The organism is Flavobacterium sp. HJJ (assembly GCF_015351475.1).
Taxonomy (GTDB): domain Bacteria; phylum Bacteroidota; class Bacteroidia; order Flavobacteriales; family Flavobacteriaceae; genus Flavobacterium; species Flavobacterium marginilacus.
The window spans coordinates 1-25,393 of record NZ_JADKPR010000029.1; the positions used below are offsets into that span (position 1 = coordinate 1).

At 32.4% G+C, this 25,393-nt stretch carries 20 protein-coding genes, 1 tRNA gene and 1 pseudogene; 5 read left to right on the plus strand and 17 right to left on the minus strand.

The genetic code is table 11. The features are described from left to right. The 4 genes and pseudogenes from IRZ80_RS18120 to IRZ80_RS18135 all read right to left on the minus strand — a co-directional run. A pseudogene (locus IRZ80_RS18120) lies at positions 1-135 on the minus strand (DNA mismatch repair protein MutT); the annotation flags it as partial. Positions 136-742: 607 nt separating this feature from the next. Continuing rightward, positions 743-1,048, minus strand: coding sequence for a hypothetical protein (locus tag IRZ80_RS18125; RefSeq protein WP_194643302.1), 306 nt, complete (start codon positions 1,046-1,048; stop codon positions 743-745). A gap of 189 nt (positions 1,049-1,237) precedes the next feature. Next, a complete protein-coding gene (locus IRZ80_RS18130; protein ID WP_194643304.1) occupies positions 1,238-1,783 on the minus strand; it encodes a hypothetical protein in 546 nt (181 codons plus the stop codon). Between the two features lie 186 nt (positions 1,784-1,969). Beyond that, positions 1,970-2,380, minus strand: a complete 411-nt coding sequence (locus IRZ80_RS18135; RefSeq protein WP_194643306.1) for a hypothetical protein — start codon at positions 2,378-2,380, stop codon at positions 1,970-1,972. Positions 2,381-3,279: 899 nt separating this feature from the next. On the opposite strand from IRZ80_RS18135, the gene IRZ80_RS18140 reads away from it, so the two are divergent. After that, on the plus strand, positions 3,280-5,316 hold the full coding sequence (locus IRZ80_RS18140) for a ComEC/Rec2 family competence protein (protein WP_194643308.1): 2,037 nt from the start codon (positions 3,280-3,282) through the stop codon (positions 5,314-5,316). A gap of 10 nt (positions 5,317-5,326) precedes the next feature. Here IRZ80_RS18140 and IRZ80_RS18145 read toward each other — a convergent pair whose 3' ends face one another. The 4 genes from IRZ80_RS18145 to IRZ80_RS18160 all read right to left on the minus strand — a co-directional run bounded on the left by IRZ80_RS18145 (position 5,327) and on the right by IRZ80_RS18160 (position 11,368). Beyond that, entirely contained in the window at positions 5,327-5,842 is a 516-nt protein-coding gene (locus tag IRZ80_RS18145; RefSeq protein ID WP_194643310.1) for a thioredoxin family protein, read from the minus strand. Between the two features lie 55 nt (positions 5,843-5,897). Beyond that, on the minus strand, positions 5,898-7,382 hold the full coding sequence (locus IRZ80_RS18150; protein ID WP_194643312.1) for a peptide MFS transporter: 1,485 nt from the start codon (positions 7,380-7,382) through the stop codon (positions 5,898-5,900). Between the two features lie 90 nt (positions 7,383-7,472). Next, positions 7,473-9,164, minus strand: a complete 1,692-nt coding sequence (locus tag IRZ80_RS18155; protein ID WP_194643314.1) for a peptide MFS transporter — start codon at positions 9,162-9,164, stop codon at positions 7,473-7,475. Positions 9,165-9,190: 26 nt separating this feature from the next. Further along, positions 9,191-11,368 carry a S9 family peptidase gene (locus IRZ80_RS18160; RefSeq protein WP_194643316.1) on the minus strand — a complete coding sequence of 726 codons (2,178 nt, stop codon included), beginning with the start codon at positions 11,366-11,368 and terminating at the stop codon, positions 9,191-9,193. 426 nt (positions 11,369-11,794) lie between these two features. Here IRZ80_RS18160 and IRZ80_RS18165 point away from each other — a divergent pair, with 426 nt between their 5' ends. Beyond that, positions 11,795-13,111 (plus strand): hydroxymethylglutaryl-CoA reductase, degradative, encoded by a 1,317-nt coding sequence (locus IRZ80_RS18165; RefSeq protein ID WP_194643318.1) that lies wholly within the window; start codon positions 11,795-11,797, stop codon positions 13,109-13,111. 13 nt (positions 13,112-13,124) lie between these two features. Next, on the plus strand, positions 13,125-14,051 hold the full coding sequence (locus tag IRZ80_RS18170; RefSeq protein WP_194643319.1) for a GYDIA family GHMP kinase: 927 nt from the start codon (positions 13,125-13,127) through the stop codon (positions 14,049-14,051). Positions 14,052-14,081: 30 nt separating this feature from the next. Here IRZ80_RS18170 and IRZ80_RS18175 read toward each other — a convergent pair whose 3' ends face one another. The 7 genes from IRZ80_RS18175 to IRZ80_RS18205 form a co-directional block, all read right to left on the minus strand. After that, a complete protein-coding gene (locus IRZ80_RS18175) occupies positions 14,082-14,516 on the minus strand; it encodes a hypothetical protein (protein ID WP_228520953.1) in 435 nt (144 codons plus the stop codon). A 354-nt stretch (positions 14,517-14,870) separates the two neighbouring features. Next, on the minus strand, positions 14,871-16,970 hold the full coding sequence (locus IRZ80_RS18180) for a peptidylprolyl isomerase (RefSeq protein ID WP_194643323.1): 2,100 nt from the start codon (positions 16,968-16,970) through the stop codon (positions 14,871-14,873). Between the two features lie 110 nt (positions 16,971-17,080). Then, positions 17,081-18,340, minus strand: coding sequence for a hemolysin family protein (locus IRZ80_RS18185; protein ID WP_194643325.1), 1,260 nt, complete (start codon positions 18,338-18,340; stop codon positions 17,081-17,083). Between the two features lie 6 nt (positions 18,341-18,346). Then, complete coding sequence (locus IRZ80_RS18190; protein ID WP_194643327.1) at positions 18,347-18,541, minus strand: hypothetical protein; 195 nt, start codon at positions 18,539-18,541, stop codon at positions 18,347-18,349. Between the two features lie 14 nt (positions 18,542-18,555). Continuing rightward, a complete protein-coding gene (lptC, locus tag IRZ80_RS18195; protein WP_194643329.1) occupies positions 18,556-19,110 on the minus strand; it encodes an LPS export ABC transporter periplasmic protein LptC in 555 nt (184 codons plus the stop codon). Between the two features lie 46 nt (positions 19,111-19,156). After that, positions 19,157-20,407: a hypothetical protein gene (locus IRZ80_RS18200; RefSeq protein ID WP_194643331.1), complete on the minus strand. Its 1,251-nt coding sequence runs from the start codon at positions 20,405-20,407 to the stop codon at positions 19,157-19,159. Then, on the minus strand, positions 20,400-21,134 hold the full coding sequence (locus IRZ80_RS18205) for a type III pantothenate kinase (RefSeq protein ID WP_194643333.1): 735 nt from the start codon (positions 21,132-21,134) through the stop codon (positions 20,400-20,402). Before IRZ80_RS18205 ends, IRZ80_RS18200 begins: the two co-directional genes overlap by 8 nt. A 98-nt stretch (positions 21,135-21,232) precedes the next feature. On the opposite strand from IRZ80_RS18205, the gene IRZ80_RS18210 reads away from it, so the two are divergent. Further along, positions 21,233-21,305 (plus strand) — tRNA-Phe (locus IRZ80_RS18210). A gap of 335 nt (positions 21,306-21,640) precedes the next feature. Further along, on the plus strand, positions 21,641-22,249 hold the full coding sequence (locus tag IRZ80_RS18215) for a hypothetical protein (RefSeq protein WP_194643335.1): 609 nt from the start codon (positions 21,641-21,643) through the stop codon (positions 22,247-22,249). Between the two features lie 71 nt (positions 22,250-22,320). On the opposite strand, the gene IRZ80_RS18220 is transcribed toward IRZ80_RS18215, so the two are convergent. Both IRZ80_RS18220 and IRZ80_RS18225 read right to left on the minus strand, forming a co-directional pair. Continuing rightward, complete coding sequence (locus tag IRZ80_RS18220) at positions 22,321-24,081, minus strand: DUF885 domain-containing protein (RefSeq protein ID WP_194643337.1); 1,761 nt, start codon at positions 24,079-24,081, stop codon at positions 22,321-22,323. Between the two features lie 206 nt (positions 24,082-24,287). Then, positions 24,288-25,196 carry a pseudouridine synthase gene (locus IRZ80_RS18225; RefSeq protein WP_194643338.1) on the minus strand — a complete coding sequence of 303 codons (909 nt, stop codon included), beginning with the start codon at positions 25,194-25,196 and terminating at the stop codon, positions 24,288-24,290. Positions 25,197-25,393: the final 197 nt, after the last annotated feature.

Below are 25,393 nucleotides of genomic sequence, written 5' to 3' on the forward strand. Positions count from 1 at the left end.
TAAAGTTTGCTCGTCGGTTTCATCATTTTCTCTTTTTCCTCCTGGAATATAATATTTATTTTTCCCTTTTGATTTTGTGCTTAAAATTTGACCATTTTCAATTTTTATTAATGCAATTTTATCAATTTCTTTCATCAGATTTCTTTTTTCATTTTGTCTGCAATTTTCGATTTTTCGATTCTAACTTTCACATTTCTGTTTTTCAAGTTTTACTTTTCAACTACAACAAATCTGAAATCTAAAATCGATTTTTTTTTAGCGGTTTCTTTTGTTATAGCTGTCGCACAACGTCAGTCTGTGAAAAAACTCAAAAAGAGGCTCTGAGAATCCACTGTATGATTTTTTTCTCCGACAGATATCCGAATAGTTTCTCTTTTTGACTTAGTTTTTCAAAGCCTAATGTTCCCTTCCTACAAGAGGTTTGGGTTAAATTAAGCCTTATTTTCGGATTTACCTAAATTTCCCAAATACAAGACCATTTTCAAATTAAGCCTAATGCCAAAACTGCTTGTAGCGTGTATTATGGTGTGTAGCGACACGTATGTTGAGCACGAACGATTTGCCATTCCAATTATCGTTTCCAATTTTAGAAAGCTTTTTCCGTCTTTCGATTTCCGCTCCAATTAGCTTCGGATTCTGAAGTTCAAACTTCAATTAAACATCAAAAAAATCGACAAAAAAATTCTGCTTTCGGCTTTCCGAAAAGCGGTTTACGTTTGTTCTCAACAATTAAGCATCGGAACTATATACCATTATTATAATTGCTTGATCCACTGTTTAATTTTTTCATTTGGAAAAAGCATTCGTCGCAAATGAGCTGTATCTGCGCAAATGTTTCAGATTTTTCGTTCCATTCACCTTCTTTCATGAGTATTTTGTCACATTCATCACACCAGGCATTTAATTCGCCATCGGGATATTGTTTTGTCGGGTCTGAATCAAACGGTTCCCAAAATCCTTTTGCGTCACCACGTATTAAATGTTTGCAAACGAATGCTCGATTTCTTAATCCATGATTGAAGCAGTCAACTTTTTTATTTTCGGACATAAATATTCTTTGTTTTTCGTCAGCTGAGCTATACACCATAACGTTCCCTTCCTACAAGAGGTTTGGGGTTAAATTAAGCCTTATTTTCGGATTTGCCTAAACTTCCTAAATACAAGACCATTTTCAAATTAAGCCAAATGCCTAAATCTCTTGTAACAAGTGTTGGCAGTTCAGCAGTTTTTTCTTTGATTATTCTTGAACTTTCAATGTAGTTCCTAAAATTTTAGTTGATTTTACAATCTCCTCAAATGACTTTATATATTTCTTAAATTCCAAATCATTATCTGTAGATAAAACTACGGTGACAATTGTATTTATGCATTCAATAATTAGCAAGCATTCTTTTCGTTTATTTTTATATTCGTATGTTACTATTTTATAATTTCCATTTACGTAATTATCTTTTTTAATGTTTTCAAATTTCAGGTCTAAACTTCCAATTTTTACTCCTTTCTCGTTTTCAATAAGGTATTTATTATTTCCATCAATCCATTCGTCTAATTTTGGATTAGTATCATAATCAATTCCATAAACATACATGTAAGTTAATTCGCTTACATTTTTTTCGTCAGGTTTAATAAAAAAAGGCAATTGGTCATTTTGTGCTTGAATCCATTTTTTTGGTATTTCAACCAAGATTGTATGTTTATTACCAACAATCATTTTAGATTGACTGTTTGAATAAGTTGAAAATATTATACAAATTAGTAATATAAATTTTTCTGTAATTCTCATTTATACTTTTAGTTTATTTTGATTACGTTCAGTTTTCTCTGCTGACTGCCAACGTTCCCTTGCTACACGAGGTTTGAGATTAAATTAAGTCTTATTTTCGGATTTGCCTAAACATCCCAAATACAAGACTATTTTTAAATTAAGCCAATTGCCCAAATCTCTTGTGGCTGTTGTGCGATCGTTTTTTTACTCTTTTTGTACTTCTAAATCAAGTTCTGTTTCACTCAAATGGAAAATTATTTTACCATTAACTTCAATTATAATTATTTTTAAAATATTGTAGCCATCAGATTGACTACCAATATTGACAACATAATTATTCTTATTTAATTTCCATTTGGATTTATTAGTCATATTTGTAATCATTGAAAACAACTTTGAATTATCAGTTGTTGTTAGATTAAAATCTAAATTTTCCTTAAAATCAAATATTGCTGAATTAAAACTTTTAACAATATCTTTTAAGTTCGGATTGTCAATCTTCTTTGAAACTTTAACAACTTTCCACTTTCCAATGATATTTTTTTGAGTGATTTCTTGAGAAATTATATGGCTAGAAAAAAGGAAGATTGACAAGATAAAAAGATATTTTTTCATTATTATGTGAGTAGTTTTTTTGTTTGATATTTTTTTCTTTTCAGTTAAAGTGTCGCATAACGTGTTGCTAGTAGGTGATGGTCGGACTAAATAAAGCAATTATTTTCGGATTAACACTAATTTTACAAATACAAAACCATTTTTCCATTAAGCCTAATTCCCGACTATTGCTTACTAGCTGTTATGTGCAGGCTTTATGTCAAGTTTTGTGAATTGAATCACAATCCTTCCACTTGAAATAGTTCTAAAAATTAATGCAAATTAGACTATGCTAAAAATCACTTTTGCAAAAATTAAAAATAACTGAAATAAAGTTATAAATATAGTTTCAACTTTCAGAAAAGAGATTTCTCCGAAATATTCTTCTAAATTTAATTGCTTGTATATATTAACTCTTTTGTTATTAATTTTTTTAACTAAATTCATTATAGATATTCCCCAACTAAAACTTAGTAGAACAAAAAAGCTATAACTCCTAGGCATATTTTTTATGTAGAAACAATCATAGAGTTTAGTAATTAATACAATAGCAAAGAATATTACAATAATATAAGCTAGTAACACTAATAAATTTTCTTTATTTTTTAACTGCAAATAAATGAGAAAGTTTAAAATAAGGACTGTGCCTATTAAAATTAGATAATACATTCAGTTAAGCTTTTAACATTATTAATATGAAAAGAGTTTCTGTGAAATGATTAATTTCTTTTTTAAAGATACGTGATTAAGCTTGCCCATAACTCATAAATACCCGCAACTTATCACACATATGCATCCAAAATCAGATAGATTAGCGAAAGTTCGGTTACTTATATTCTTTTTTCAAATATAGGAATTACCTAAATAAAACCGTTATAAAAAAAGACTTCATTTCTTACAAAATTTTGTATTTTGGCATAATGAAAATATTACAATTTCCGCTGGCAAGAATAACAGCAGCCTTCGTGGCAGGAATCCTTCTTGCCTATCTTTTAAAACCAATCCCAGTGATTGCATTTATTTTTCTTAGCGCAGCTATTATCGCTTTTGTCGGGAGTTATTATTTAGGCAGAACAAATAAAAAATTTCAGCTTCTTTTTGGTATTGCTGTCTATTTTTTAGCTTTTGCAATCGGCGTAACCACACAAACTATCCACACCGATTCCAATCAGCAGGATAATTATATCCATTACAAAAACATCTTTGATAAAAACCACACTTTCACAGTGACTCTGAGAGAGAATTTAAAACAAACGTCTTTTAATGAACGTTATATTGCGCTTGTAAACAGCATTGACGGCGATAAAGCATCCGGCCGAATATTAATCAACATCCGGAAAGACAGCTTGACTCATTCTTTCAGCATTGGTGACCAATTAAAAATCAACTCATCATTAAACAAAAACACTTTTCAAAAAAATCCCAACCAATTTGACTACCAAAAGTATCTCGAGAACAAACAGATTTATGCCCAGCTCTACGCAGATCCTGCCGAAATAAAAATCAATCCTGAACCTGTCAGGGATATTTGGTATTACACCGCGCTATTAAGAACCCGAATTATCTGTAATTTAGAAAAAAGCAGCTTCGACAGTAAAGAATTAAACGTTGCTGCAGCATTAATTATGGGGCAGCAGCAGGACATTGATCCAGAAATTATTCAGGATTATCAATATGCAGGAGCAGTGCATATTCTGTCGGTTTCAGGACTGCATATTGGATTTATACTGCTGTTTGTTTATTCACTGCTAAAACCATTTCCGAATACCAAAAAAGGTGCTTTGATAAAACTGCTTATTTCGCTCGCTGTTTTATTTCTTTTTGGCATCTTAGCGGGACTGGCACCATCGGTAGTACGGTCGATAGTAATGTTTTCCTTTGTTGCTATTGGACAATATTTAAAAAGAAATGTCAATATCTATCACACGCTGCTCGTTTCAGTTCTGCTTATTCTGCTATTCCAGCCCTCGTTCCTGTTTGACGCAGGCTTTCAGTTAAGCTACATTGCGCTGTTTTTTATTGTTTGGCTGCAGCCGTTATTGGCAGATCTTTGGAGACCAAAAAACAAAATCAAAAACTACTTTTGGGACATATTGACCGTTTCATTCGCAGCACAAATTGGCACTTTACCCCTCAGCATTTATTATTTTCATCAATTTCCAGGATTATTCTTTGTTACAAACCTTATTGTAATTCCGTTTCTGAATATTATTATGGCGCTGGGATGTTTGGTTATGATTTTAGCTGCTTTTAATTGGGTTCCTTTTTATCCTGCAAAAATATTAGAGATAAGCATTTACTGTCTAGACAAAACCATAAACGGCATTGCTTCATTGGAACAATTCATTATCAAAGACATTCCATTAAACACTTCTTTACTAATCAGTGGTTATTTAGTCATTATCACAGTAATTATTTGGCTGCAGCAGAAACATTTTAAAAATTTAACTTTGGCATTAACCTCCATTATATTGTTCCAATTAGCCACAATTACAACCAAATGGGAAGTACAAAACCAAACTGAATTTATTGTTTTGAATACTTCAAAAAACACCCAGCTCTTAGAAAGAAAAGGATCAGAAGCAACACTGTATGCCAATGACAGTATTTTGAAAAACATTACACACAGCAAAATACTGGCTTCTTATCTTACCGCTAATTTTAGCTCTCTGAAAGAAAAACATCCTTTGAAAAACCTGATTTATTTTGAAGGAAACAAAATACTTTTAATTGACAGTTCAAAAGTTTATCCCAAAAACGCAAATCCAGATATTTTAATAATCACACAATCACCAAAAATTAATTTTGAACGAATACTGAAAAATATAAAACCCAAAATCGTTGTAGCCGATGCATCCAATTACAAATCGGTGCTGATGAAATGGCAGATAACCTGCTCTCAGCAAAAAATCCCTTTTCACGCAACACGCGAAAAGGGATTCTATAAAATTAATTGATCGTGAAAATCTATGCTTTTTTGGTTTTCGATTTTGATTTCGATTTTGGTTCAGGAGCCATAGCAGCATTTTTAACAAAAGGGTCTGCTGCCGCCAGCCAAGCTGTAGGACCACCGGCTACATAACCTGTATTTCCCAAACCTTCAAAATTCATTTTTCCTTCTTTGCTGAGAGTTGCTTTGGCAAAAACTATAGTTGGAAATCCTTGTATGCCAAATACCTGCTGCATTTCGTTATTCTGTTTTTTAACTTCGTCAGATTGTACCGTTCTTCTTGGATAATCCAACTCAACCAATACTACATTTTCTGAAGCCCATTTCCCAAACTCAGGAGTTTTAAGCACTTCATTCTGCAGACGGATACACCAGCCGCACCAATCACTTCCTGTAAAAAACAGCATCAATGGTTTTTTCTTATTATTTGAAACCTGCACAGCTTCTTTTACGTCCGTGTACCATTTTAATTCCTGAGCCCCAACTTTGAATGCCCCGATTAAAAACAATGTTATTAAAAATACTTTTTTCATTTTGCGGTAATTATTTTTTTTCAAATGTAAACAAATATTGCATCAAAATTATGAGCTATTTTACATCTTGCATTAATTTTTTAATCAAAGGAGAAACCACAATCAGGATAACCCCTGCCACTAACGAATAAACAGCCAGCTGATAGTAACCATCAGTATATGACTGCAGCTTAGACATTAAAGTTGTACCAGTATTTGATTTTGAAATTTCAGCTCCCAATTTCCCTGCAAATAACTGGCCAAAAGCACTTGCCAGAAACCACAATCCCATCATCATTCCAAAGAGTCTTTTTGGCGAAAGCTTAGTCAAAATCGACATTCCAATTGGTCCTAAACACAATTCGCCGATTGTTGTTACCAAATAAGCAAATGTAAACACGTTCAGCGAAGTGATTCCGTTAACATCTGCAAAAAATTTAGTGTAATAAAAAATATAAAAAGAAGCCGATAAAAATAAGAAGCCGATACCAAATTTAATCAAAGTATTAGGCTCAACTTTCTTTTTGGCCAGCCAAAGCCAAAGCAGTCCGACTAAAGGACTAAACACAACAACAAATAAAGTATTTGAACTGTTGTTTACCGCATTTGGATCTACAGTGAATCCTAGCAGATTATAACTTAGATTATCTTTGGCAAAAAGTGACAGCGAACCTCCGCTCTGCTCATAGATTGCATTAAACACTAAATAAAAGAAAACAAAAGTGAATGCTGCAATCATCTTTTTCTGCACTTTTATATCGCCTAATTTTATGACTTCGTACAGAAAATAAATAATCGCAATTACACCAATTGTGTACATGAAATAATCCGTATAATCAGTATTTTTTACCATTATAAAAATAAGAGGAATACTCAATAACGATCCAATATATACCGCTATTTCTCTAAATTTTCTTTTATTTGGTTCTAAATGCAGCAGTGGAGAATTACCAATTGGACCAAGATGTTTTTTGGTAAACAAAAAAGTAAGAAGCCCAAACATCATAACAATAGCCGCTGAAAGAAAACACAATTGCCAAGAATAATATTTCCCTAAATAAATACACAGAATACCTCCAAAAAAACCGCCTATGTTAATTCCTGCATAGAACATTCCATAACCTGCGTCTCTTCTATGATCATTTTCATGATAGAGTTCTCCAACCATTGAAGAAATATTAGGTTTAAAAAAACCAGTTCCAATTATAGAAAATGCTAAACCATAATAAAACAGCTGCTGCGGAGCAAAAGCAATAAGCAGATTTCCCAGAATCATAACGATACCTCCAAAAAACAGAGATTTTTTAAATCCTAAAACTTTATCCGCAAAAATACCTCCAACAAATGTAAAAGCATATACAAATGCCTGAATAGCGCCATACTGCAGATTCGCAGCATCATCTTTTAGAAAAAGCTGGTCAACCATAAAAAAGGTCAAAACACCCCGCATTCCATAAAAGCAAAACCGTTCCCACATTTCTACAGTAAACAAATACCATAATTGTTTAGGATATTTTCCTTTAAAATTTTGAATTTGTTCAATACTTAAATTCTGTTCCATTATAATTATTTTAAGTGTATAAATAAAAAACATCATCTTTCAGACTAAATCCAAAGATGATGTTTTTCTTGTATTTTTTATTTAGTTAAATTATCTGACACCATGCATCATTTTTTTCAAAAATGGAGTTAATGCAAATAACAATAGTGCTGCAAGCCCAGTTAAACTTACAAAGACCATAAAAAACTCAAATAAATTATGAATTTCAAAACCAGCAAAAACCGGGTTATGATCCATAATCTGATTTTTGTCTAATAATTGTAATTGTTCTGCTGTTAGAGTTATTTTTTTATCCAATACAGCCTGCAAATCAATTCCTAATTCTTTTGCTTTAGCAAATTTGTCTCCTGTAGCCGGCAATATTGCTCCTAAAGTTCCTGCAAGTGCATATCCTGATGCATTCGACAAGAAAAATACGCCATATAGTAACGAAGAAAAACGTTTAGGTGATAATTTACCGACCAATGACAAACCAATTGGAGATAAACAAAGCTCGGCACAGGTATTCAATAAATATAGCAAAATCAACCATTTTACAGCCAATAATCCAGAGTTCCCAAGGTCTTTTACCTGATTAGCAATCATAAAAAAGCTTATCGCAATTATCAATAGCCCCAAAGCTAATTTAACAGGAGAAATAGGTTCTTTATCTTTAGCTCTTAATTTATCCCAAAGCATACTAAATGGAACCGCTAATGCAACAACAAATAATCCATTAAAAATCTGTACCATTGATGCTGGCATTGGCCAACCAAAAAAGTTTCTGTCCGTTTGGTTATCGGCAATAAAAGTTAATGAAGAACCAGCCTGCTCAAATGCTGCCCAAAAGAATATAATGAAAAATGAAATGATATAAATAACCCAGATCCTATCTTTTTCAACTTTCGTCAATGAACTATCCGATAAAATTAAACCTGCCAAAGTGATTCCGCAGGCATAAATAATTGGATAAATAATAGTTTTAACAACATTATCTCCGTCTACTGAAAAATGAAACAAAAAGAACATTCCAACGAAAGCTAACGCAGAAACTATTAATGATTTAGCAGAAAAAACTGCGCTTTGAGCCTCTCCTTCTTCATAATCAGATGATTCATTTTTAGACGGAAGTCCTCCTAATGGCTTACCTTCCGGTGTTACCACATATTTGTTTTTCAAGAAATAAAACACCAGCGTTCCTATAAGCATTGCAATCGCTGCTGCAAGAAATCCCCATTTGAAAGCATAAATATCCCTTATACCACCTTCGCTTTTAACATCACCAACTAATGGACATATAAATTGACCTAAAAAAGCACCTATGTTTATTCCCATATAAAAAATGGTAAAAGCTGTATCCAATTTAGTCTTTTCCTGTTTTGGATATAAACTTCCAACCATACTGGAAATATTTGGCTTAAAAAAACCATTCCCAAAAATGATTACCCCTAATCCAGAATACATTATAGCAGTAGCCAAACCGATATTATCAACAAAAACACTTGCACTTGTAAATAACAACAACTGTCCTATAGCCATTAATAATCCGCCCAGCATGATACAGTTTCTATTCCCAAAAAAACGGTCTGCAATAAAACCTCCTAACATTGGAGTTAAATAACAAAGCCCAAGGAAACCTCCATAAATTAAAGAAGCATCTTCTTCTTTCATTAATAAAGAATTTACTAAAAACAGAGTTAGCAGGGTCCGCATTCCATAGAAGTTAAAACGTTCCCACATTTCGGTTCCAAATAGCACCCAAAGACCTTTTGGATGTGCTGTTTTCGTTTGATTTTCGGTCATTTTTGTTTTGGTATTTGTGATTTGGGTTATAAATTTTCTTTGATAAAGTTAGTCATTTTATTGTACAGCTGAATTCTTGTTTTACCGCCATATATACCATGGGTTTTATCCGGATATATCTGCGAATCAAATTGCTTATTTGCTTGAATTAAAGCTTCCATCATCTGCATGGTATTCTGTACATGTACGTTATCATCACCCGAACCGTGAATCAAAAGAAATTTCCCTTTCAATTTACTTACATGATTAATTGGTGAGTTATTATCATATCCGCTTGCATTCTCCTGCGGTGTCTGCATGTATCTTTCAGTGTAAATACTGTCATAAAAACGCCAGTTGGTTACCGGAGCTACCGCTATTGCCATTTTGAAAACATCGGCTCCCTGAAAAATACAGTTGGAAGCCATAAAACCACCATAAGACCACCCAAAAATTCCAATTCTTGAGGCATCTGCATAAGGATAAGCTCCGATTACTTTTGCAGCATCAATCTGATCTTCAACTTCGTATTTCCCTAATTCTTTTTGAGTAACTTTTTTAAAATCGGCACCTTTAAAACCGGTTCCCCTTCCGTCCACACAAACCACAATGTAACCCTGCTGGGTAAGCGACAGAAACCAATAATCGTCAGCAGAATTCCAGTCGTTATTTACCTGCTGTGATCCTGGTCCAGAATATTGGTACATAAAAACTGGATACTTTTTAGAAGCATCAAAATCTTTTGGCTTCAAAATCCAGGCGTTCAATTCATTTCCTTTTGCAGTTTTTAAAACAAAAAACTCTTTTAACGGCAGATTATAACCCGCTAATTTTGAAGCAAGGGCCTGATTGTTTTCGATAACCTGAATTTCTTTCCCTGTTTTTGAATCGTTTAGAGTATAAGTTATAGGCTGAGAAGCGCTTGAGAAAGTATTGATAAAGAACTGGAAGTTAGGGCTGAAAGTCGCAGCATTTGTTCCAGTGTTTTTAGATAAACGTACTTTGTTTTTTCCGTCTAATCCTATGCGGTAAATATCTCGGTTGATTGAACCATTTTCTGTAGACTGATAAAAAATGGTTTTTGTTTTTTCGTCAAAACCGTAGTATGAAGTAACCTCCCAGTTTCCTTTCGTAATTTGAGTTTTCAGTTTTCCGGTTTTATCATAAAGGTAAATGTGGTTAAAACCATCTTTTTCACTTGTCCAGATAAAACTGTTATCATTCAGAAAAGTCAAATTATCTGTGTCAATAAAATCAATATATCCTTTCTCTGTCTCGTTAAAAACAACTTTGGCAGCTCCTGTAGTTCCGTCAACAAATAATAAATCTAAATTATCCTGGTGACGATTAACAACTTTTGCAGATAGAATATTGGCATCATTTGTCCATTCAATTCTAGGAATGTAAAAATCATTATATTTTCCTAAATCAACATTTAGCAAAGCTTTAGAATCAACATTATATAAATGCAGTGAAACTAAAGAGTTTTTTTCACCTGCTTTAGGATATTTAAATGTTTCTATTGTAGGGTACAGGCTTTTTTGAAAAATCGACATTGAAAATTCAGGAACCTGACTTTCATCAAAACGGATATAAGCTAATTTTTTACTGTCTTTGCTCCAATCGAAAGCGCGGACAAAAGCAAATTCTTCTTCATAAACCCAATCCGTAATTCCATTAATCACGGCATTCTTTTTTCCATCGGTGGTAACTGCTGTATTTGTTTTCGAAGCTATATCGTAAACATATAAATTATTTTCTTTGGCATAAGCAATTTTAGTTCCATCAGGCGAAAAAGTCGGCTCCTGTACCTGAAAATCAAAAAGCTTAGTCAGGGTTTTACCAGCGATATCATATAAAAAATAATCTGCTGTAAAAGAGTGGCGGAAAATTTGGTTTGAATTACAGGCAATTAAAATCTTTTTTTCTGAATCATCAAACGTATAGCTGTCAATTCCGTCAGCCAATTCCTTGAAATTTTTAGTATCAATCAGGTTAGACACTTTTTTTAATGTTGCAAAATCATAAAGATCGATCTGCATGCTTCTGGTTGTTCTGTCCGAATTCAATACCGTGTATTGATTCGTATTTTTCATCGATTGCAGTTCATCCATTCCTTTGGTACGAAAAGCACCTGTATAAATTTCCTCGACGGTTATTTTTTGCTGTCCAAAAACCGAAACACACAAAAATAAAAGCAACACAGTAATTTTATTCGAAATCATATATAGTTAAATTTGTTTCATTTGCAACATTATAATCCGTTTAGGTAAGAAAATCAATATTTATCCCAATTAAATATTATGCAGATCTTACAATACCTTTTAAGTTATAAAAGTGACAATTTTAGTGAAAATTTTATAAATAAAACACTTTTCCCCTGTTAAATGTTATAAAAAATTATTTTTAACAATTTCTATGAATAATCCCAAAACAACTAAACAAACTGCAATCATTCTTCCCATTTATTTTGCAGTATTTAAAATTTCACAACAAAACAAAACTTATTATTACAAAATATATACACTGTTTTGAATTTCAAAAAATCATTTTTCTAAATAAATTTACTGAATATAAAATAGAGAATCATTTTAAAAAAAGCAATAAAACGGAATGTGTATCTTTGTGGTCATTAAGCCATAATTTATACTATGAACAACGCTGTTGCCGGATTTTCTAAATTATCCAAAGAAGAAAAAATAAACTGGATTGCCAATAACTATTTTTCAACTCCTGGTGAAGCCATCACATTATTGAAAAACTACTGGAATTCGGACGAAAAAATTCAAAAACTGCATGATGAATTCATAGAAAATACGATTTCAAATTTCTACATTCCTTTGGGAGTCGCCCCAAACTTTCTGATTAATGGAAAGTACAGCACTATCCCAATGGCAATTGAAGAAAGTTCTGTTGTTGCAGCTGCTTCCAAAGCGGCAAAATTCTGGTCTTCACGAGGCGGGTTCAAAGCAACGGTTGTCAGCACCGAGAAAATTGGACAGGTTCATTTTATTTATGAAGGCGACAAAACCAAACTGATTCCATTTTTTGCTCAATTAAAATCCAAATTATTTGAAGCCACCGAGCATTTAACCAAAAACATGCAGAAAAGAGGCGGCGGTATTTTGGATATAATTCTAAAAGACAAAACCGATCTCCTCCCAAATTATCATCAGCTTCATATTACTTTTGAAACGGCTGACAGTATGGGGGCTAATTTCATCAACTCCTGTCTGGAACAATCTGCCCAGACATTACGGGAAGAAGCACACAATTATGACTTATTTTCGGAGGAAGAAAAAAACATCAAAGTAGTAATGAGTATTCTTTCCAATTATGTTCCAAACTGCATTGTACGAGCTGAAGTTTCCTGCCCGATTGAAGATCTCGCCGAAAAACATATTGAAAACCCACATGATTTTGCAGCAAAATTTATACAGGCAGTCCAAATTGCCGAAGTAGAACCTTTTCGTGCTGTAACACACAATAAAGGTATAATGAATGGAATCGACGCTGTTGTACTGGCCACAGGAAATGATTTCAGAGCAGTTGAAGCCGGTGTACATGCCTATGCTTCAAAACATGGTCAATACTCCAGCCTATCTCATGCCAAAATCGAAAACGGAATCTTCAGTTTCTGGCTTGAAATCCCATTGGCACTAGGAACTGTCGGAGGACTGACTTCACTTCACCCTTTGGTTAAATTATCTCTGGAAATGCTTGAAAAACCTTCTGCCAAAGAATTGATGCAGATTGTTGCAGTTGCCGGACTGGCTCAAAACTTTGCCGCATTACGTTCCTTAACTACAACCGGAATTCAGGAAGGACACATGAAAATGCATTTGAACAATATTCTCAACCAGTTTGAAGCCAGTGATGAAGAGCGTCATCTGATTAAAAAACATTTCAAACACCACGTTGTATCACATAGTGCAGTAGTTGATTTTATTGAAAATTTAAGGAAATAATTATTGTTTTAAAATGAAAAAAACATTTTACAGCAACGGGAAACTTTTGATAACTGGAGAATATCTCGTTCTTGACGGTGCAAAAGCATTGGCCCTGCCAACAAAATTCGGACAAAACCTTATTATAGAAAAAGGCGAAAATCAGGAAATCAAATGGAAAAGTTATGATTCAGACGGAAGTATCTGGTTTGATGATATAATCCCAATTTCTGTCATTCTAACAAAAACTCCTTTTGAAAATGAATCAATAAAAAATACATTAATTACTATTTTAAGAACAGCAGACCAACTCAATCCTGAACTGTTGCTAAATTCTCAGGGCTTCAACATAACAACCCAATTGAATTTTCCAAAAAAATGGGGACTCGGCACTTCTTCCACATTAATAAACAACATAGCCCAGTGGTTCAGCATCGATGCCTTTACACTTCTTAAAAACAGCTTTGGGGGCAGCGGCTACGATATTGCCTGTGCTCAAAATAATTCTCCAATAATATACCATCTTGAAGAAAAAAAACCAATTGTTGAAACTGTAAAATTCCATCCTGCTTTTTCAAAAAATCTATACTTTGTTTATCTCAATCAAAAGCAAAGCAGTAAAAGTGCAATAGCTTCGTATAAAGAGAAAAAGAACAATTTAAAGGAAGCAAAAAAAATCATCGATCAGATTACTGAAACAGTTTTGAATTCAAAAAACGAAGACACTTTTGTACAGGCTCTAGAAAGCCATGAAAAAGTACTAAGCTCTATTCTTGAAACAAAAACAGTAAAAGAATCTTTATTTCCGGATTTTACCGGAACCGTTAAAAGTCTTGGGGCTTGGGGAGGAGATTTTGCATTGATAGTCTCGAAAGAAAATCCTAAACCTTACTTTTTGGATAAAGGATATGAGACAATAATTCAATACAGCGATATGATTTTGCAGCTTAATGGCAGATAACCAACATAATCATCAGATAAAAACATTGACCTAATTCACTTTTTTGCTTTTATTATATTTTCCAGATTGTATAAGCTGGATTGTATGATCTGCTTTTTCGTTCGATTCAATAAGTGTATTGTGCAGACGCTCAGCCATTTTTTCGATGCTGTTAGTTATAGAATCACACACTAATTCCATTCTGCGGTGCTTTTCTTCTTTTACAGCTCTTAAAACATCATCAACAAAGATTTTGTCATATTTCTCAGCTACTGAATCACGGGTGTTTGTTAATCTAATAACTGCATCATTACTAAATATCGTAACTCTAAAATGCTGTTCTTCATTGCTTAAGTAATATTTACCTCCTAATTCGTCACAATTAATATCTGTAACGCTAAGTTTCAATAACTCAGTAATTATTCCAAAAATGTGATTTTCAATTTTGGAGTACACTTTAGTTTTTTTTCTAAAAAATTTAAACATACAAAACATTATTAGTTAAATTATTTCTCATTTTATAAAAACCATTCTTTATAGATATAAATTCTTTCAAAATAACAGAGCAAATTAATAGTATTTTTTCTAATAACACAAATAGTTTAGATTATATATCAAAATAAACTTTAAACAGTATTTTTTATGCAATTCTGAAACACAAAAAAATATCATTTTATAAAAGGAAAGAAAGGTAACAGCTATCAAATAAAAAACTGCATTACATTTTGCCACAATTTTATATGGGAAAATATCTGCAGGGAATAATAGGGTTAAAACAAAAAATCCGATACTCGCAGTTATAAGTATCGGATTTTTTATTTTAAGATTAACTACTTTCTTTTAGTAATTAAAATCTTTTCTATTATCTTTTATATCAGCACCTTCTTTTAATGCAGGCAGTACTCTATTTGCATCTGATGCACTTTGTGCTTTTAATTTAGTAACATTTTCAGCATAGCTTTTTAGAGCTGGAGCTTTAACAGTACTTATATTTTTCACAACATAAACACCAGTAACACCTTCGATTGGAGCAGATAATTTATTAGCAGCCAAAGCAAATGCATTTCCAACTACTTTAGCTTCTTGACCAACACCTCCAGGTAAAACTGGATTTTCTAAAGTAACATCAGTTGCTTTCTGAACAGCACTACCTGTTGCTTTTGCAATTGCCTCCAATGAACTTCCAGACATTTTAGCTTTTAGAATTTCAGCTTTTTTCTTGTTTTTAAGAATTGATTCCACATAAGGTCTTGCTTGTGCAACCGGAACTAATCCTGAATTATCGATAGCTTTAAGTTTCGCAATTACGTGCCCTAAATTTGCCACTTCAAATCTTTTAACAGCTCCTTCTTTAGAGTCTTTCTCGAAAGCCCATCTTACAATATTTCTTTGAGCTCCTAAAGGACCAAAGCTTTCATCCATTGCTTTTACTGAAACTGCTGGAGATACAGTAAGAGCCATTTCTTTTGCAACTTTATTAAAATCTTTGTCAGCAACTTCCATTTCAAATTTAGTTGCCTGCTGGAATACTTTATCAGAAGTAGCTTCTGAGGCTTCAATTTTTTGAGCAACAGTTGCTAAACGAACACCATCTTGTTTATCTGTAATTTTAATGATATGAAAACCAAATGGAGTTTCTACTAATCCAACTTTACCAATACCGTTGTTGAATACGAAATCATTGAATGGTTTTACCATTTGACCTTGGCCAAAATATCCTAAATCGCCTCCCTGCTGTGCTGAAGAATCATCTGAAGCAGTAAATGCCAACATCATGAAACTATCAGGGTTTGCAGTAACTTGGGCTAAAATAGCTTCTGCTTTAGCTTTAGCTTCTTCTTTAGTTCTTTTTTCTTTTTTATTTGGAACTTGAGTTCCTTCATAGCTTATAAGAATGTGGCTTGCTTTAGCATTTACACCAGATTTTTTTCCTAATGATTTAGAAATGCAATAGTATTTTCCAAAAACATATGGTCCATAAACCTCCCCTGGAGCTAAGTTGTATAATTTATCAGCATCAACAGCAGGTAAATCTTTTTTGGCAACATAAGAAGAATCATAAGGAACATCAGAATTTGAATTTACAAATTCAGCAGCATTTTTAGCATTTTTGAAACCAGCCAAAGTATCATTTTTAGCAGTAGCCTGATTGTAAACCACACTTCCTGATAATAACGAAGTAAGTTTAGCCTTAACTTCACTAATATCTGCTGGAGAAGCTTTATCTTCAATCAAAACATATTCTATATCACGTGTTTCATCAGACTTGAATTTTTTTGGACTTGCTTTCATATAATCCAAAATATCAGCATCTGTTACTTTTACTTCACTATCTTTTATAGTAGAGAACAAACCGGCAACATAGTCAAAATTTACTTTGTTAGAAGCCAATTCATAGTTGAATTTACCTTCACTTTCAGTTGTATAAATACCGCCTTTAATTAAAGTATTATAAATTTGAAATTTAGCATTCAATTCAGCATCTTTCTCTCTCTCTTTTAAGTATTGAGCCTGCTCTGGATTTGACTTAAAAAATTCTTTAAATTTAGCAACATCAAACATACCTGCAGCATTCAAAAACATTGGATTTTTTCCAATATTCTGATCTGCTTTAAGAATATCCAAAATATGTTTTTCACCTACTCTTAATCCTAATTTATCAAATTCAGCAGTAAGCAAAGCGATTGTCACTTCTTGATCCCATACTCTTGCAGATGCTTGTGTTGCAGAAATTCCCTGCCCGCTTTTTTCGACATTGCTGACTTTCAGCCTAAAGTCTTCAAATGCGATATCTTTTCCATTGATGCTTCCAACATCCTTTGAGCTTTTACCAAAATTCCCTTTTGTAAAAAGATCTTGTATGATAAATGAGAATAATGCTAGAGCAATAACTCCAATCATTATCGCGGAATGTTGTCTGATTTTTGATAAAACTGCCATTGTATATTATTGTTTATTTTAAAATTTTGTTTGCGAAAATACAATTATCTGATTAATAATTATAGAACTAGTGTTTTTTTTTTGCTTTTTTTTAAATTAAAAAAGAAATCTTAGTCCAGTATAGTCATTTTAACTAATTCTATCTTCTTATTTGTTGCTTCTTCAATAAGAAATTGATAATTTTCTATAGTAATTTTATCTCCTTTTTGAGGAATTTCCTTAGTGAAATTCACGATGAATCCCCCGAGGGTCCCATAAGAATCGCTCTCAGGAATTGCCAGTTTATATGTCTGATTTAAATACTCCACATCAAAACGGGCTGAAAATAAAAATGAATTGCTGTCCAGCTCTTTTTCGGCCAATTCCTCATCCAGATCATGTTCGTCTTCTATTTCGCCAAAAAGCTCTTCGACAATATCTTCAATAGTAAGAATTCCCGATGTCCCTCCATACTCATCCAAAACAACTGCAACGCTTTTTCTTTTCTTAGTTAATAAATTCATTGCATCTTTTACATAAATCGTTTCTGGAATAAATTCTACAGGGATTATGATTTCTTTAATACTGGAAGGTTTTTTAAACAAATCAAATGAATGCACATAACCAATAATATCGTCTAATGAATTTTGACAAATAACCATCTTAGAATAACCTGTTTCTATAAATAATTCTTTCAGCCCGTCTATTGATTCCATTACATCAATGGCTGCAATCTCAGTACGCGGTGTCATTACATCCCTTGCTTTTATCCCCGAAAAATCCAGAGCATTTCTAAAAATCTGTATTTCCGAATCTACTTCTTCATCATCCTCAACCGTACTCATTTGTTCGGTAATATAATTTCCCAATTCTATTTTACTGAAATAAAGCTGTACCTGATCTCCATCGGTTTTGAAAAATTTTTTCAGAATAAAATCTGAAATCCAAATTAAAAATGCAGAAACTAAATAGAATAATTTATAAAAGAAGTAAGAAGGTATGGCAAAAAACTTAATAAGTGAATTGGCATAAATCTGAAAAAAAACCTTCGGAAGAAATTCTGCCGTTATTAAGACTATTAAAGTTGAAATTACCGTTTGAATTAAAAGGCTTATAACTTCAGAAAAATGCAAGTCAAAATACAGCAGCCATCTCATCAATAAATCGCCCATAAAAAACCCATAAACTACCAATGCTATATTGTTGCCTATAAGCATCGCAGCAATGAATTTTGAAGGCTTTTCTGTTAATTTGGCAAGTATTCTGGAAAGAAAATTATCTTGTTTTTTCTCTAACTCCAGATAAATTTTATTCGAAGATATAAAAGCTATCTCCATTCCTGAAAAAAAAGCACATAGTATTAAGCACAATATTATGATACTTATTTCCATTTCATTTTAAGATTGTTTATTATTTCTGTCTTCAAATTTCTTAGCAAACTTCCTTCTGAAGAAAAACATAAAAACTGCAAGCCCTGCAATAACAAAACTCAGTACAGGATTTTCATTTGCACTCCATTTAGTATATCCTTCATATAAAAAATAGATTCCAAAAGCCAAGTATAAGTAAGATGTGTATTTTAAAAAATTCATGTGTTTGTTTTTTATTATTCTTTCGATTCAATTTCCCCCTGTATCCTTTGCGAATTAATCGTTTTAAAGTCTTTGCTGAAATCAATTCCCTGACCAGTAGAACTATTTGCTGCATCAGTCAGTTTAAATTTTTTCTCTGTATAGAACCATTGATTTTTTTGGTCAAAAAACAATTGTTCTGTTTCTAGTATCTGCCCTGCCTCTGAAGTAATTTTTACTTTTCCCTGCAAATCAATAATATTAGTCTCCTTATATGACACCGCATAATTAGATCTGATAAATGTCTTTTTTCCTTTATTGTCATAAATTGTCACATCAACACCCTTAGGGAATTCTGTAAAAGCAAAATCAACATTGGAATAATCAAACATTTTCGGACTTATGAGTATGGATTTTATCTTTCCAGAATCAGTATATTTTAAATTCACATTATCTGCATCACCGCTTGGAACAAACTCAGAATAATCATTATTATGCACCTCTTTAAAATTACTTTCACAACCAAAAAGAACACTTACAATAATGAAAAGTGATAAAACAAAAGAAATATCTTTATTTAAAAAACTCATAGCAATTACTTAAACAACATCGAAAAACGAATTCCTTAGATTAAAATTAATCAATTTTTCTATGTCCAAACCATTTGTCATTAAGAGAAAAACTAATTGAAAGAGTGAAGTAATTTTCCTGAACCAGTCCTTGAGAAGTTGTCCCTCTTTGTCCATATTCTAAACCTACATTAACATTGGAAAGACTTCCAATGATAGGCAGTCCCATTCCAAAACTAACTGCTTTTTCATCAATTTCTTCAGACTTGATTATTGTACCTGTTTTGGTATATCTCAAACCTCCTCTATATACAACTTTTTGAAAATATTTTGAATAAATACTACTTTTAGGAACATAAAAACCTCCTAAACTATAACTAGAATATTTACTATAAGACACATTGTCTACTGTATTAAAATCATCTGTTAATTTTCCAGCATTCTGAAAAACCAATTGCGCACCTAAAAGCCACTTTCTAGTTGCTCCAACTCCAAAACCAAAAGATGTTTTTTCAGGAATCTTTAAATCTGTTCTAATCTCTTTTGGATCTAATGCATCATAAACAGCAACATCATAATTAGAATTATAAGTTACAGTCGAAATTGTTCTAGTATTTGTTGACGATAAAGTTGCCTGAGGAGTATATGTAAAACTGGTATATAAGTTTGTTTTTTTATGGATTTTGTACTTATACATGGCACCAAAATTAGCCGCAAATCCTTTTAAATCTGCTTTGTTTTTTTCTTCAGTCCCAACCAGTACTCCTGTTAAAAATTCTAAATTTGAGTTGTTAATTCTTCCAAAATTATACTGTATATCACCACCTACCACTAAATTAGGAATAATGGTATATCCCAATGAAAAAAAAGCTTTATTCAAACCGCCAGTTCCTTTCAGCACATTATTTACGCCATCTGGATCAGAGTTAATGGATTCAATATTATAACCAACTGAAGTGTAAGGCATTAATCCGAATCCAACACCAATTTTACCTAAAGGCAAAGCAACAGCCAAAAAATCAAGAGTTGTTCTTTTTGCATTATCACTTTTGGAATCTGTTTTCAGTTTGGTTGATGTATAATTTCCTCCAATTGTAAAAGCTGTGAACCTTATAGCTGCAAAACTCGCAGGATTCAAAATATTTATATGAAGACTGTCTTGCTCTATACTAAGTCCTCCCATAGAACGATTTTCAAGATTCCCTTTAAACCTGGATTCACCTAATCCGAAAAAAGAATAAGGAGACGCAGATCCACTTTGAGCATTAGCCAGCAGCGAAAAAAAGAAGCATGCAATAACAATAATTTTTTTAATCATTTTCTATTTTATATTGAAAAATTTGATTCAAACTCTCTAATAGGAAATTTGAATTGGCAAATATGGTATTTTTTAATCGTTTAGCCAAAAAAACTGCATCTCCACCCGTTAAAATTATTATAAAGTTTGAATGTAATGTCTTATATTCATCTATAAAACCATCTATTTCATAGACCAATCCGTTTACAACTCCAGAATGTATCGATTCTGAAGTAGATTTCCCAACGAAATGGTCTGGGTTTTCCAATTCTAACAAAGGAAGCTTTGCCGTAAAATTATGCAATGCAGCGTAACGAAGCTGTAATCCAGGCGAAATTGCTCCTCCAAGATAATTATTCGATTCATCTACAAAATCATACGTCACACAGGTCCCGGCATCAATTACCAATCTATTCTGATTTGGAAACTGAAGCGTTGCACCTGCAGCAAGCACCATTCTGTCTACTCCTAATGTCCGAGGCGTTTTATAATGATTTACAAATGGAAATAGATCATCATGAGAGACAAAATGAATATCGGCAAGATTTTCAAATTGAAAAAAAGACTTTTTTTCTATATCCGAAACCGAAGAAACGACCAAATGGGTTATTTTTTCATATTCTTTTAAAATTTTTTTAATGTTTTCATCAAGCTCAGTTTTCAAAAAAACAAAGCCTTCTAAAACGATAGAATCCTCAAATACAGCAGCTTTAATTCTGGTATTCCCTACATCAATTGCTAGAATCATAATATGGATTTAATAATGCGAAGATACAAATTGATTTTTTTTTAAAATTTCTTTTGGATAAATTAAAAATGGTTCTATATTTGCACCCGCAACAGCACGGTACCTTAGCTCAGATGGTAGAGCAATGGACTGAAAATCCATGTGTCCCTGGTTCGATCCCTGGAGGTACCACAAGAGACTATCTTTTTAAGATGGTCTCTTTTTTTTTACCTCCTTCTGTAAACAATTCATTTTGAAAATGCCACATTATTTTTCAGAATACACGAGCTGAATTACTAACTTAAAATTTCTGAAACTAAATCCAGCAGTACAACAAAAACAGCCTTTCTATAGTAAAATACTAGAAACTATTCTGTTAATTTATTATCTTTTTTAAAAAAAAATAATCTTTTTGTTATTTGTTATAATTTTTTATATACATTTATCAGATAATCGACGAAAAAACGCACTTAATCGATTATTTAAAATTAATGCAAATAGAAAATTAGCTTGATAACAAATAAAATATGACCCCCATTTTACTTAATCAACTACGAAGCGTAATAACTTCACCATTAATTTCAATGTTTTGTAAAAAATATGAAGAGAATGAAATTTTATTAAAAAAATCAATTGATACCAGTATCTGTACTGTACTTATTGGTATTGATAAAATAATAGAAAATCCTTCCTTATATGATAATCTCATTGAATGTATAACCCTTACTGAATTCTATAAAACCTTAGAATACGACAACGGGAAGTTATCAACACTGAACTACTCATTCGAAAAAGAAGGTTTTACCCCTCTAAATTTGATTTTTTCCACTAAAAAAGGGAGAATATCAGAAATGATATCTAATGAAGTAGGCATTAAAAGTGCAACTGCAGGAGCAGTTTTAAATTTTGCCGTAATGCTGATTCTGTCACATTTTAAAAATGAAAAGCAGAAAACAGAAAACGTTCAGGATAATTTAAATACTGAGAAAAAATTAATTTTAAACACTGTACCAGAAGGCATTAGAATTATACTTGGATATGCTAATTTTCAATATGAAGATGCCAGTAATAATTTTGACACTTTAATCAAAACTGAAGTAAAACCTCATTTTCTAAGTAAAATTTTTAAATTATAATTCAAAATTTTACTCAAAAAAAGGCAGCAATTTTAGAATTGCTGCCTTTTTTTTGAAACTACTATTTACTGTTATTCATTAATCCAAGAATCTATTTTCTTTTCCAATAAAGCTAAAGGCATTACACCAGATTCCAATGTTTTTTCATGGAACTTTTTAATATCAAATTTAGCTCCCATTTTGTCTTGTGCTCTTTTACGCAGTTCCAAGATTTTAAGCTGACCTATTTTGTAGGACAAAGCCTGTCCAGGAATAGCCATATAACGTTCGATTTCGACAGTAATTCCTGCTTCACTTTCAGCTTCATTCTGAAGAGAATATTTAATTGCCTGCTCTCTTGTCCATCCTTTGCTATGCAGTCCTGTATCAACTACTAAACGCACCGCTCTGTGCATTTCATTACCCAGCATCCCAAAATATTGATAAGGATCTTGATACAAACCTAATTCCTTGCCCAAGCTCTCAGTATATAATGCCCAGCCTTCACCGTAAGCACCAAACCAATTGAATTTTCTAAAATCTGGGAGAGCAGTATTCTCCTGCTGTAATGAAATTTGAAAATGATGCCCTGGAATGGCTTCATGCAGAAATAAATCTTCATCTCCATATACATTATATTCTTTTACATCTGGAATGGGAACATAAAAAATACCTGGACGAGAACCATCTGCTGTTCCCTGCATATACTCAGCACTGGCAGTTTTTTCTCGGAAAACTTCAGTTCTTCTGATTTCAAATTTTGTCTTAGGCTGTAATGAAAATAATTTGTCAACATTTGGTTTTATGACACTATAAATCCTTTCAAAATTTGCAATTACTTCCTCCGGTTTTTTAAATGGTTTCAACTCAGGTTTGTTTCGTACGTATTCAAAAAATTCAAGAAGCGTTCCTTTAAATCCAACTTGATTTTTTATCTTTTCCATTTCAGCATTTATGCGGGCTACCTCTTTTAACCCTAATTCATGAATCTCTTCCGGACTCATTTCAGTAGTCGTCCATTGTTTTACATAAACTGCATATAAATCTTTCCCAAAAGACAGACTTCCAATTCCGCTGGTAGTTCTTGATGCAGGCAAGTATTCGTTTTTAAGAAAATCTGTCATTTTTTTATACCTCGGTATCAGTTTTTCATTGATTACAGCAGTGTATTTAGCAGTTAAATCTTTTTTTACCTCCTCAGAAAATGTGGCAGGCATCAGCTTAATAGAAGAATAAAACAAGTTGTCTTCGATCTTTGGAGTTGGCATATCAGCAAACTGCGGAATTACTTTTACTGTCAATGCTTTTGGCAGAACTATTCCTTTTTCAATTCCTTTCTTCATATATACCAGCGCAGAATCAATCCAAGTACTGTATTTATCCATTCTTTTTAAGAAATCAGTATAATCCTTTTCTGTTTTAAAAGGCTGTCCGCTTGTGCCTCCGGCAAATTGTCCCATAGTTAAATGAGTACCCCAAAACTGATGAATCGGCATTAAGTTTGTGGGCTGTTCCAGTAGTTTTTTTCCAACTTCAACTTCCCATTTTATGATTTCATAACTGGTTTTCTCTTCTTCAGAAAGCTGTTTTTCATCAAAATTTTTCAAACCAGACTCATATTTATTAAAAAACTCAAGTTGTTTTTTTCTAAAACTTTCTGTCATTTCAAACTGCAGCTGGTCATTATATTCATTTTGACCGTTTTGTGTTGCTCCCAAGGGATCTAATGCATTCTTGTCATCAAAGTATTTTTTGGTAAATAATGAAAAATCTTGTTTTTCCTCATTATTCTTACAGTTCACTAATACTATTGAGACAAACAGCATGGTTATAAAAAACGTAATTTTTTTCATATTTGTTATATTTAAGAATATATAAAACTAATTATTATTACGAACATAATTGTTAATTTCTTCTTAAAAACATTATCGTAATTGAAGTCAAGAAACTATAACTTACTTTCAAACACATAAAAAAACCTCAGCATTCGATACTATCATAAACAAAAAAATCCCTTCCACATAAAATGAAAGGGATTTGAAAATATATTTTTTGAAAATTACATGTTTTTCAAATTGATAACTTCTTGGTCTGTAAGTAATCTCCAATTTCCTCTTGGTAAATTTTTCTTAGTTAAACCAGCAAAAGCTACACGATCAACTCTAAGAACATTATATTCAAAATGCTCAAATATAGCGCGAACTACTTTTATGTTGGAAGATTTTAACTGAATACCGATTTCATTTTTGGATTCTCCTTCAATATAACTCACTTCGTCTACAGTAACTCGGTGTCCCTCTAATACCAGTCCTTTATTTATTTTTTCTAAATCTTCAAATTTTAAATTTTTATCTAAAGAAACCTGATAGATTTTAGATGATTTTTGGTTTGGCAATGTGAACTTACGGATCATATCAGTGTCGTTAGTAAAAACCAACAAACCTGTCGTATTCTTGTCCATTCTGCCTATAGGACCAACTTTTGAAGTTGTTGAACCTTTTATCAGCTCCAAAACATTTCGGTATTCCTGACCTTCATCCAGTGCTGTCGTGAAATTTTTAGGCTTGTTCAATAGAATATATACTTTTTTCTCCGGAGTTAAAACTACACCGTCAAAATTTACTACATCGCCCGGTTTTACCATATATCCCATTTCGGTAACGGGAACTCCGTTTACTTTTACATTTCCTGACTGAATATAAATATCGGCATCGCGTCTTGAGCAGGTTCCTGAGTTTGAGATGTATTTATTCAAACGAATTTCATCTTTTACTTTGGGTCTCTTTGGCGCTTGATTTGGCTTTTTTTGTACTTTGTCAGCCTCAGCTTCGGCTGCTTTGGTATTTATTTTTACTTTTTTTGGCCCCTGAGCCCTTTTTGGCAGTGCAGGTTTTGGCTTATTGGAACTTGGTCTGGAGCTGTTTGATCTTCCATTGTTTCCTCTACTATTGCCTCCCTTATTATTCATAATATTCTATAATTTGGTGCAAAGATAGCATTTATATCATTGAGAAACGATTTTTGACAATTAGAAAACGTTAACTGCTTAATTTAATGATTTTTAAAAATTTGACTAGAACTTAATGCGTCTTAGAATGTAATGCTAACAAAAATGCCTTATATTCATCTTTACTTTCTAAAGACGGGTTTGAAACCCGTCTCTAC

Excerpts from the sequence above, each read along its gene's own strand:
- IRZ80_RS18125 (WP_194643302.1), bottom strand. The coding sequence starts at position 1,048 with ATGTCCGAAAATAAAAAAGTTGACTGCTTCAATCATGGATTAAGAAAT.
- IRZ80_RS18130 (WP_194643304.1), bottom strand. The coding sequence starts at position 1,783 with ATGAGAATTACAGAAAAATTTATATTACTAATTTGTATAATATTTTCA.
- IRZ80_RS18135 (WP_194643306.1), bottom strand. The coding sequence starts at position 2,380 with ATGAAAAAATATCTTTTTATCTTGTCAATCTTCCTTTTTTCTAGCCAT.
- IRZ80_RS18140 (WP_194643308.1), top strand. The coding sequence starts at position 3,280 with ATGAAAATATTACAATTTCCGCTGGCAAGAATAACAGCAGCCTTCGTG.
- IRZ80_RS18145 (WP_194643310.1), bottom strand. The coding sequence starts at position 5,842 with ATGAAAAAAGTATTTTTAATAACATTGTTTTTAATCGGGGCATTCAAA.
- IRZ80_RS18150 (WP_194643312.1), bottom strand. The coding sequence starts at position 7,382 with ATGGAACAGAATTTAAGTATTGAACAAATTCAAAATTTTAAAGGAAAA.
- IRZ80_RS18155 (WP_194643314.1), bottom strand. The coding sequence starts at position 9,164 with ATGACCGAAAATCAAACGAAAACAGCACATCCAAAAGGTCTTTGGGTG.
- IRZ80_RS18160 (WP_194643316.1), bottom strand. The coding sequence starts at position 11,368 with ATGATTTCGAATAAAATTACTGTGTTGCTTTTATTTTTGTGTGTTTCG.
- IRZ80_RS18165 (WP_194643318.1), top strand. The coding sequence starts at position 11,795 with ATGAACAACGCTGTTGCCGGATTTTCTAAATTATCCAAAGAAGAAAAA.
- IRZ80_RS18170 (WP_194643319.1), top strand. The coding sequence starts at position 13,125 with ATGAAAAAAACATTTTACAGCAACGGGAAACTTTTGATAACTGGAGAA.
- IRZ80_RS18175 (WP_228520953.1), bottom strand. The coding sequence starts at position 14,516 with ATGTTTAAATTTTTTAGAAAAAAAACTAAAGTGTACTCCAAAATTGAA.
- IRZ80_RS18180 (WP_194643323.1), bottom strand. The coding sequence starts at position 16,970 with ATGGCAGTTTTATCAAAAATCAGACAACATTCCGCGATAATGATTGGA.
- IRZ80_RS18185 (WP_194643325.1), bottom strand. The coding sequence starts at position 18,340 with ATGGAAATAAGTATCATAATATTGTGCTTAATACTATGTGCTTTTTTT.
- IRZ80_RS18190 (WP_194643327.1), bottom strand. The coding sequence starts at position 18,541 with ATGAATTTTTTAAAATACACATCTTACTTATACTTGGCTTTTGGAATC.
- lptC (WP_194643329.1), bottom strand. The coding sequence starts at position 19,110 with ATGAGTTTTTTAAATAAAGATATTTCTTTTGTTTTATCACTTTTCATT.
- IRZ80_RS18200 (WP_194643331.1), bottom strand. The coding sequence starts at position 20,407 with ATGATTAAAAAAATTATTGTTATTGCATGCTTCTTTTTTTCGCTGCTG.
- IRZ80_RS18205 (WP_194643333.1), bottom strand. The coding sequence starts at position 21,134 with ATGATTCTAGCAATTGATGTAGGGAATACCAGAATTAAAGCTGCTGTA.
- IRZ80_RS18215 (WP_194643335.1), top strand. The coding sequence starts at position 21,641 with ATGACCCCCATTTTACTTAATCAACTACGAAGCGTAATAACTTCACCA.
- IRZ80_RS18220 (WP_194643337.1), bottom strand. The coding sequence starts at position 24,081 with ATGAAAAAAATTACGTTTTTTATAACCATGCTGTTTGTCTCAATAGTA.
- IRZ80_RS18225 (WP_194643338.1), bottom strand. The coding sequence starts at position 25,196 with ATGAATAATAAGGGAGGCAATAGTAGAGGAAACAATGGAAGATCAAAC.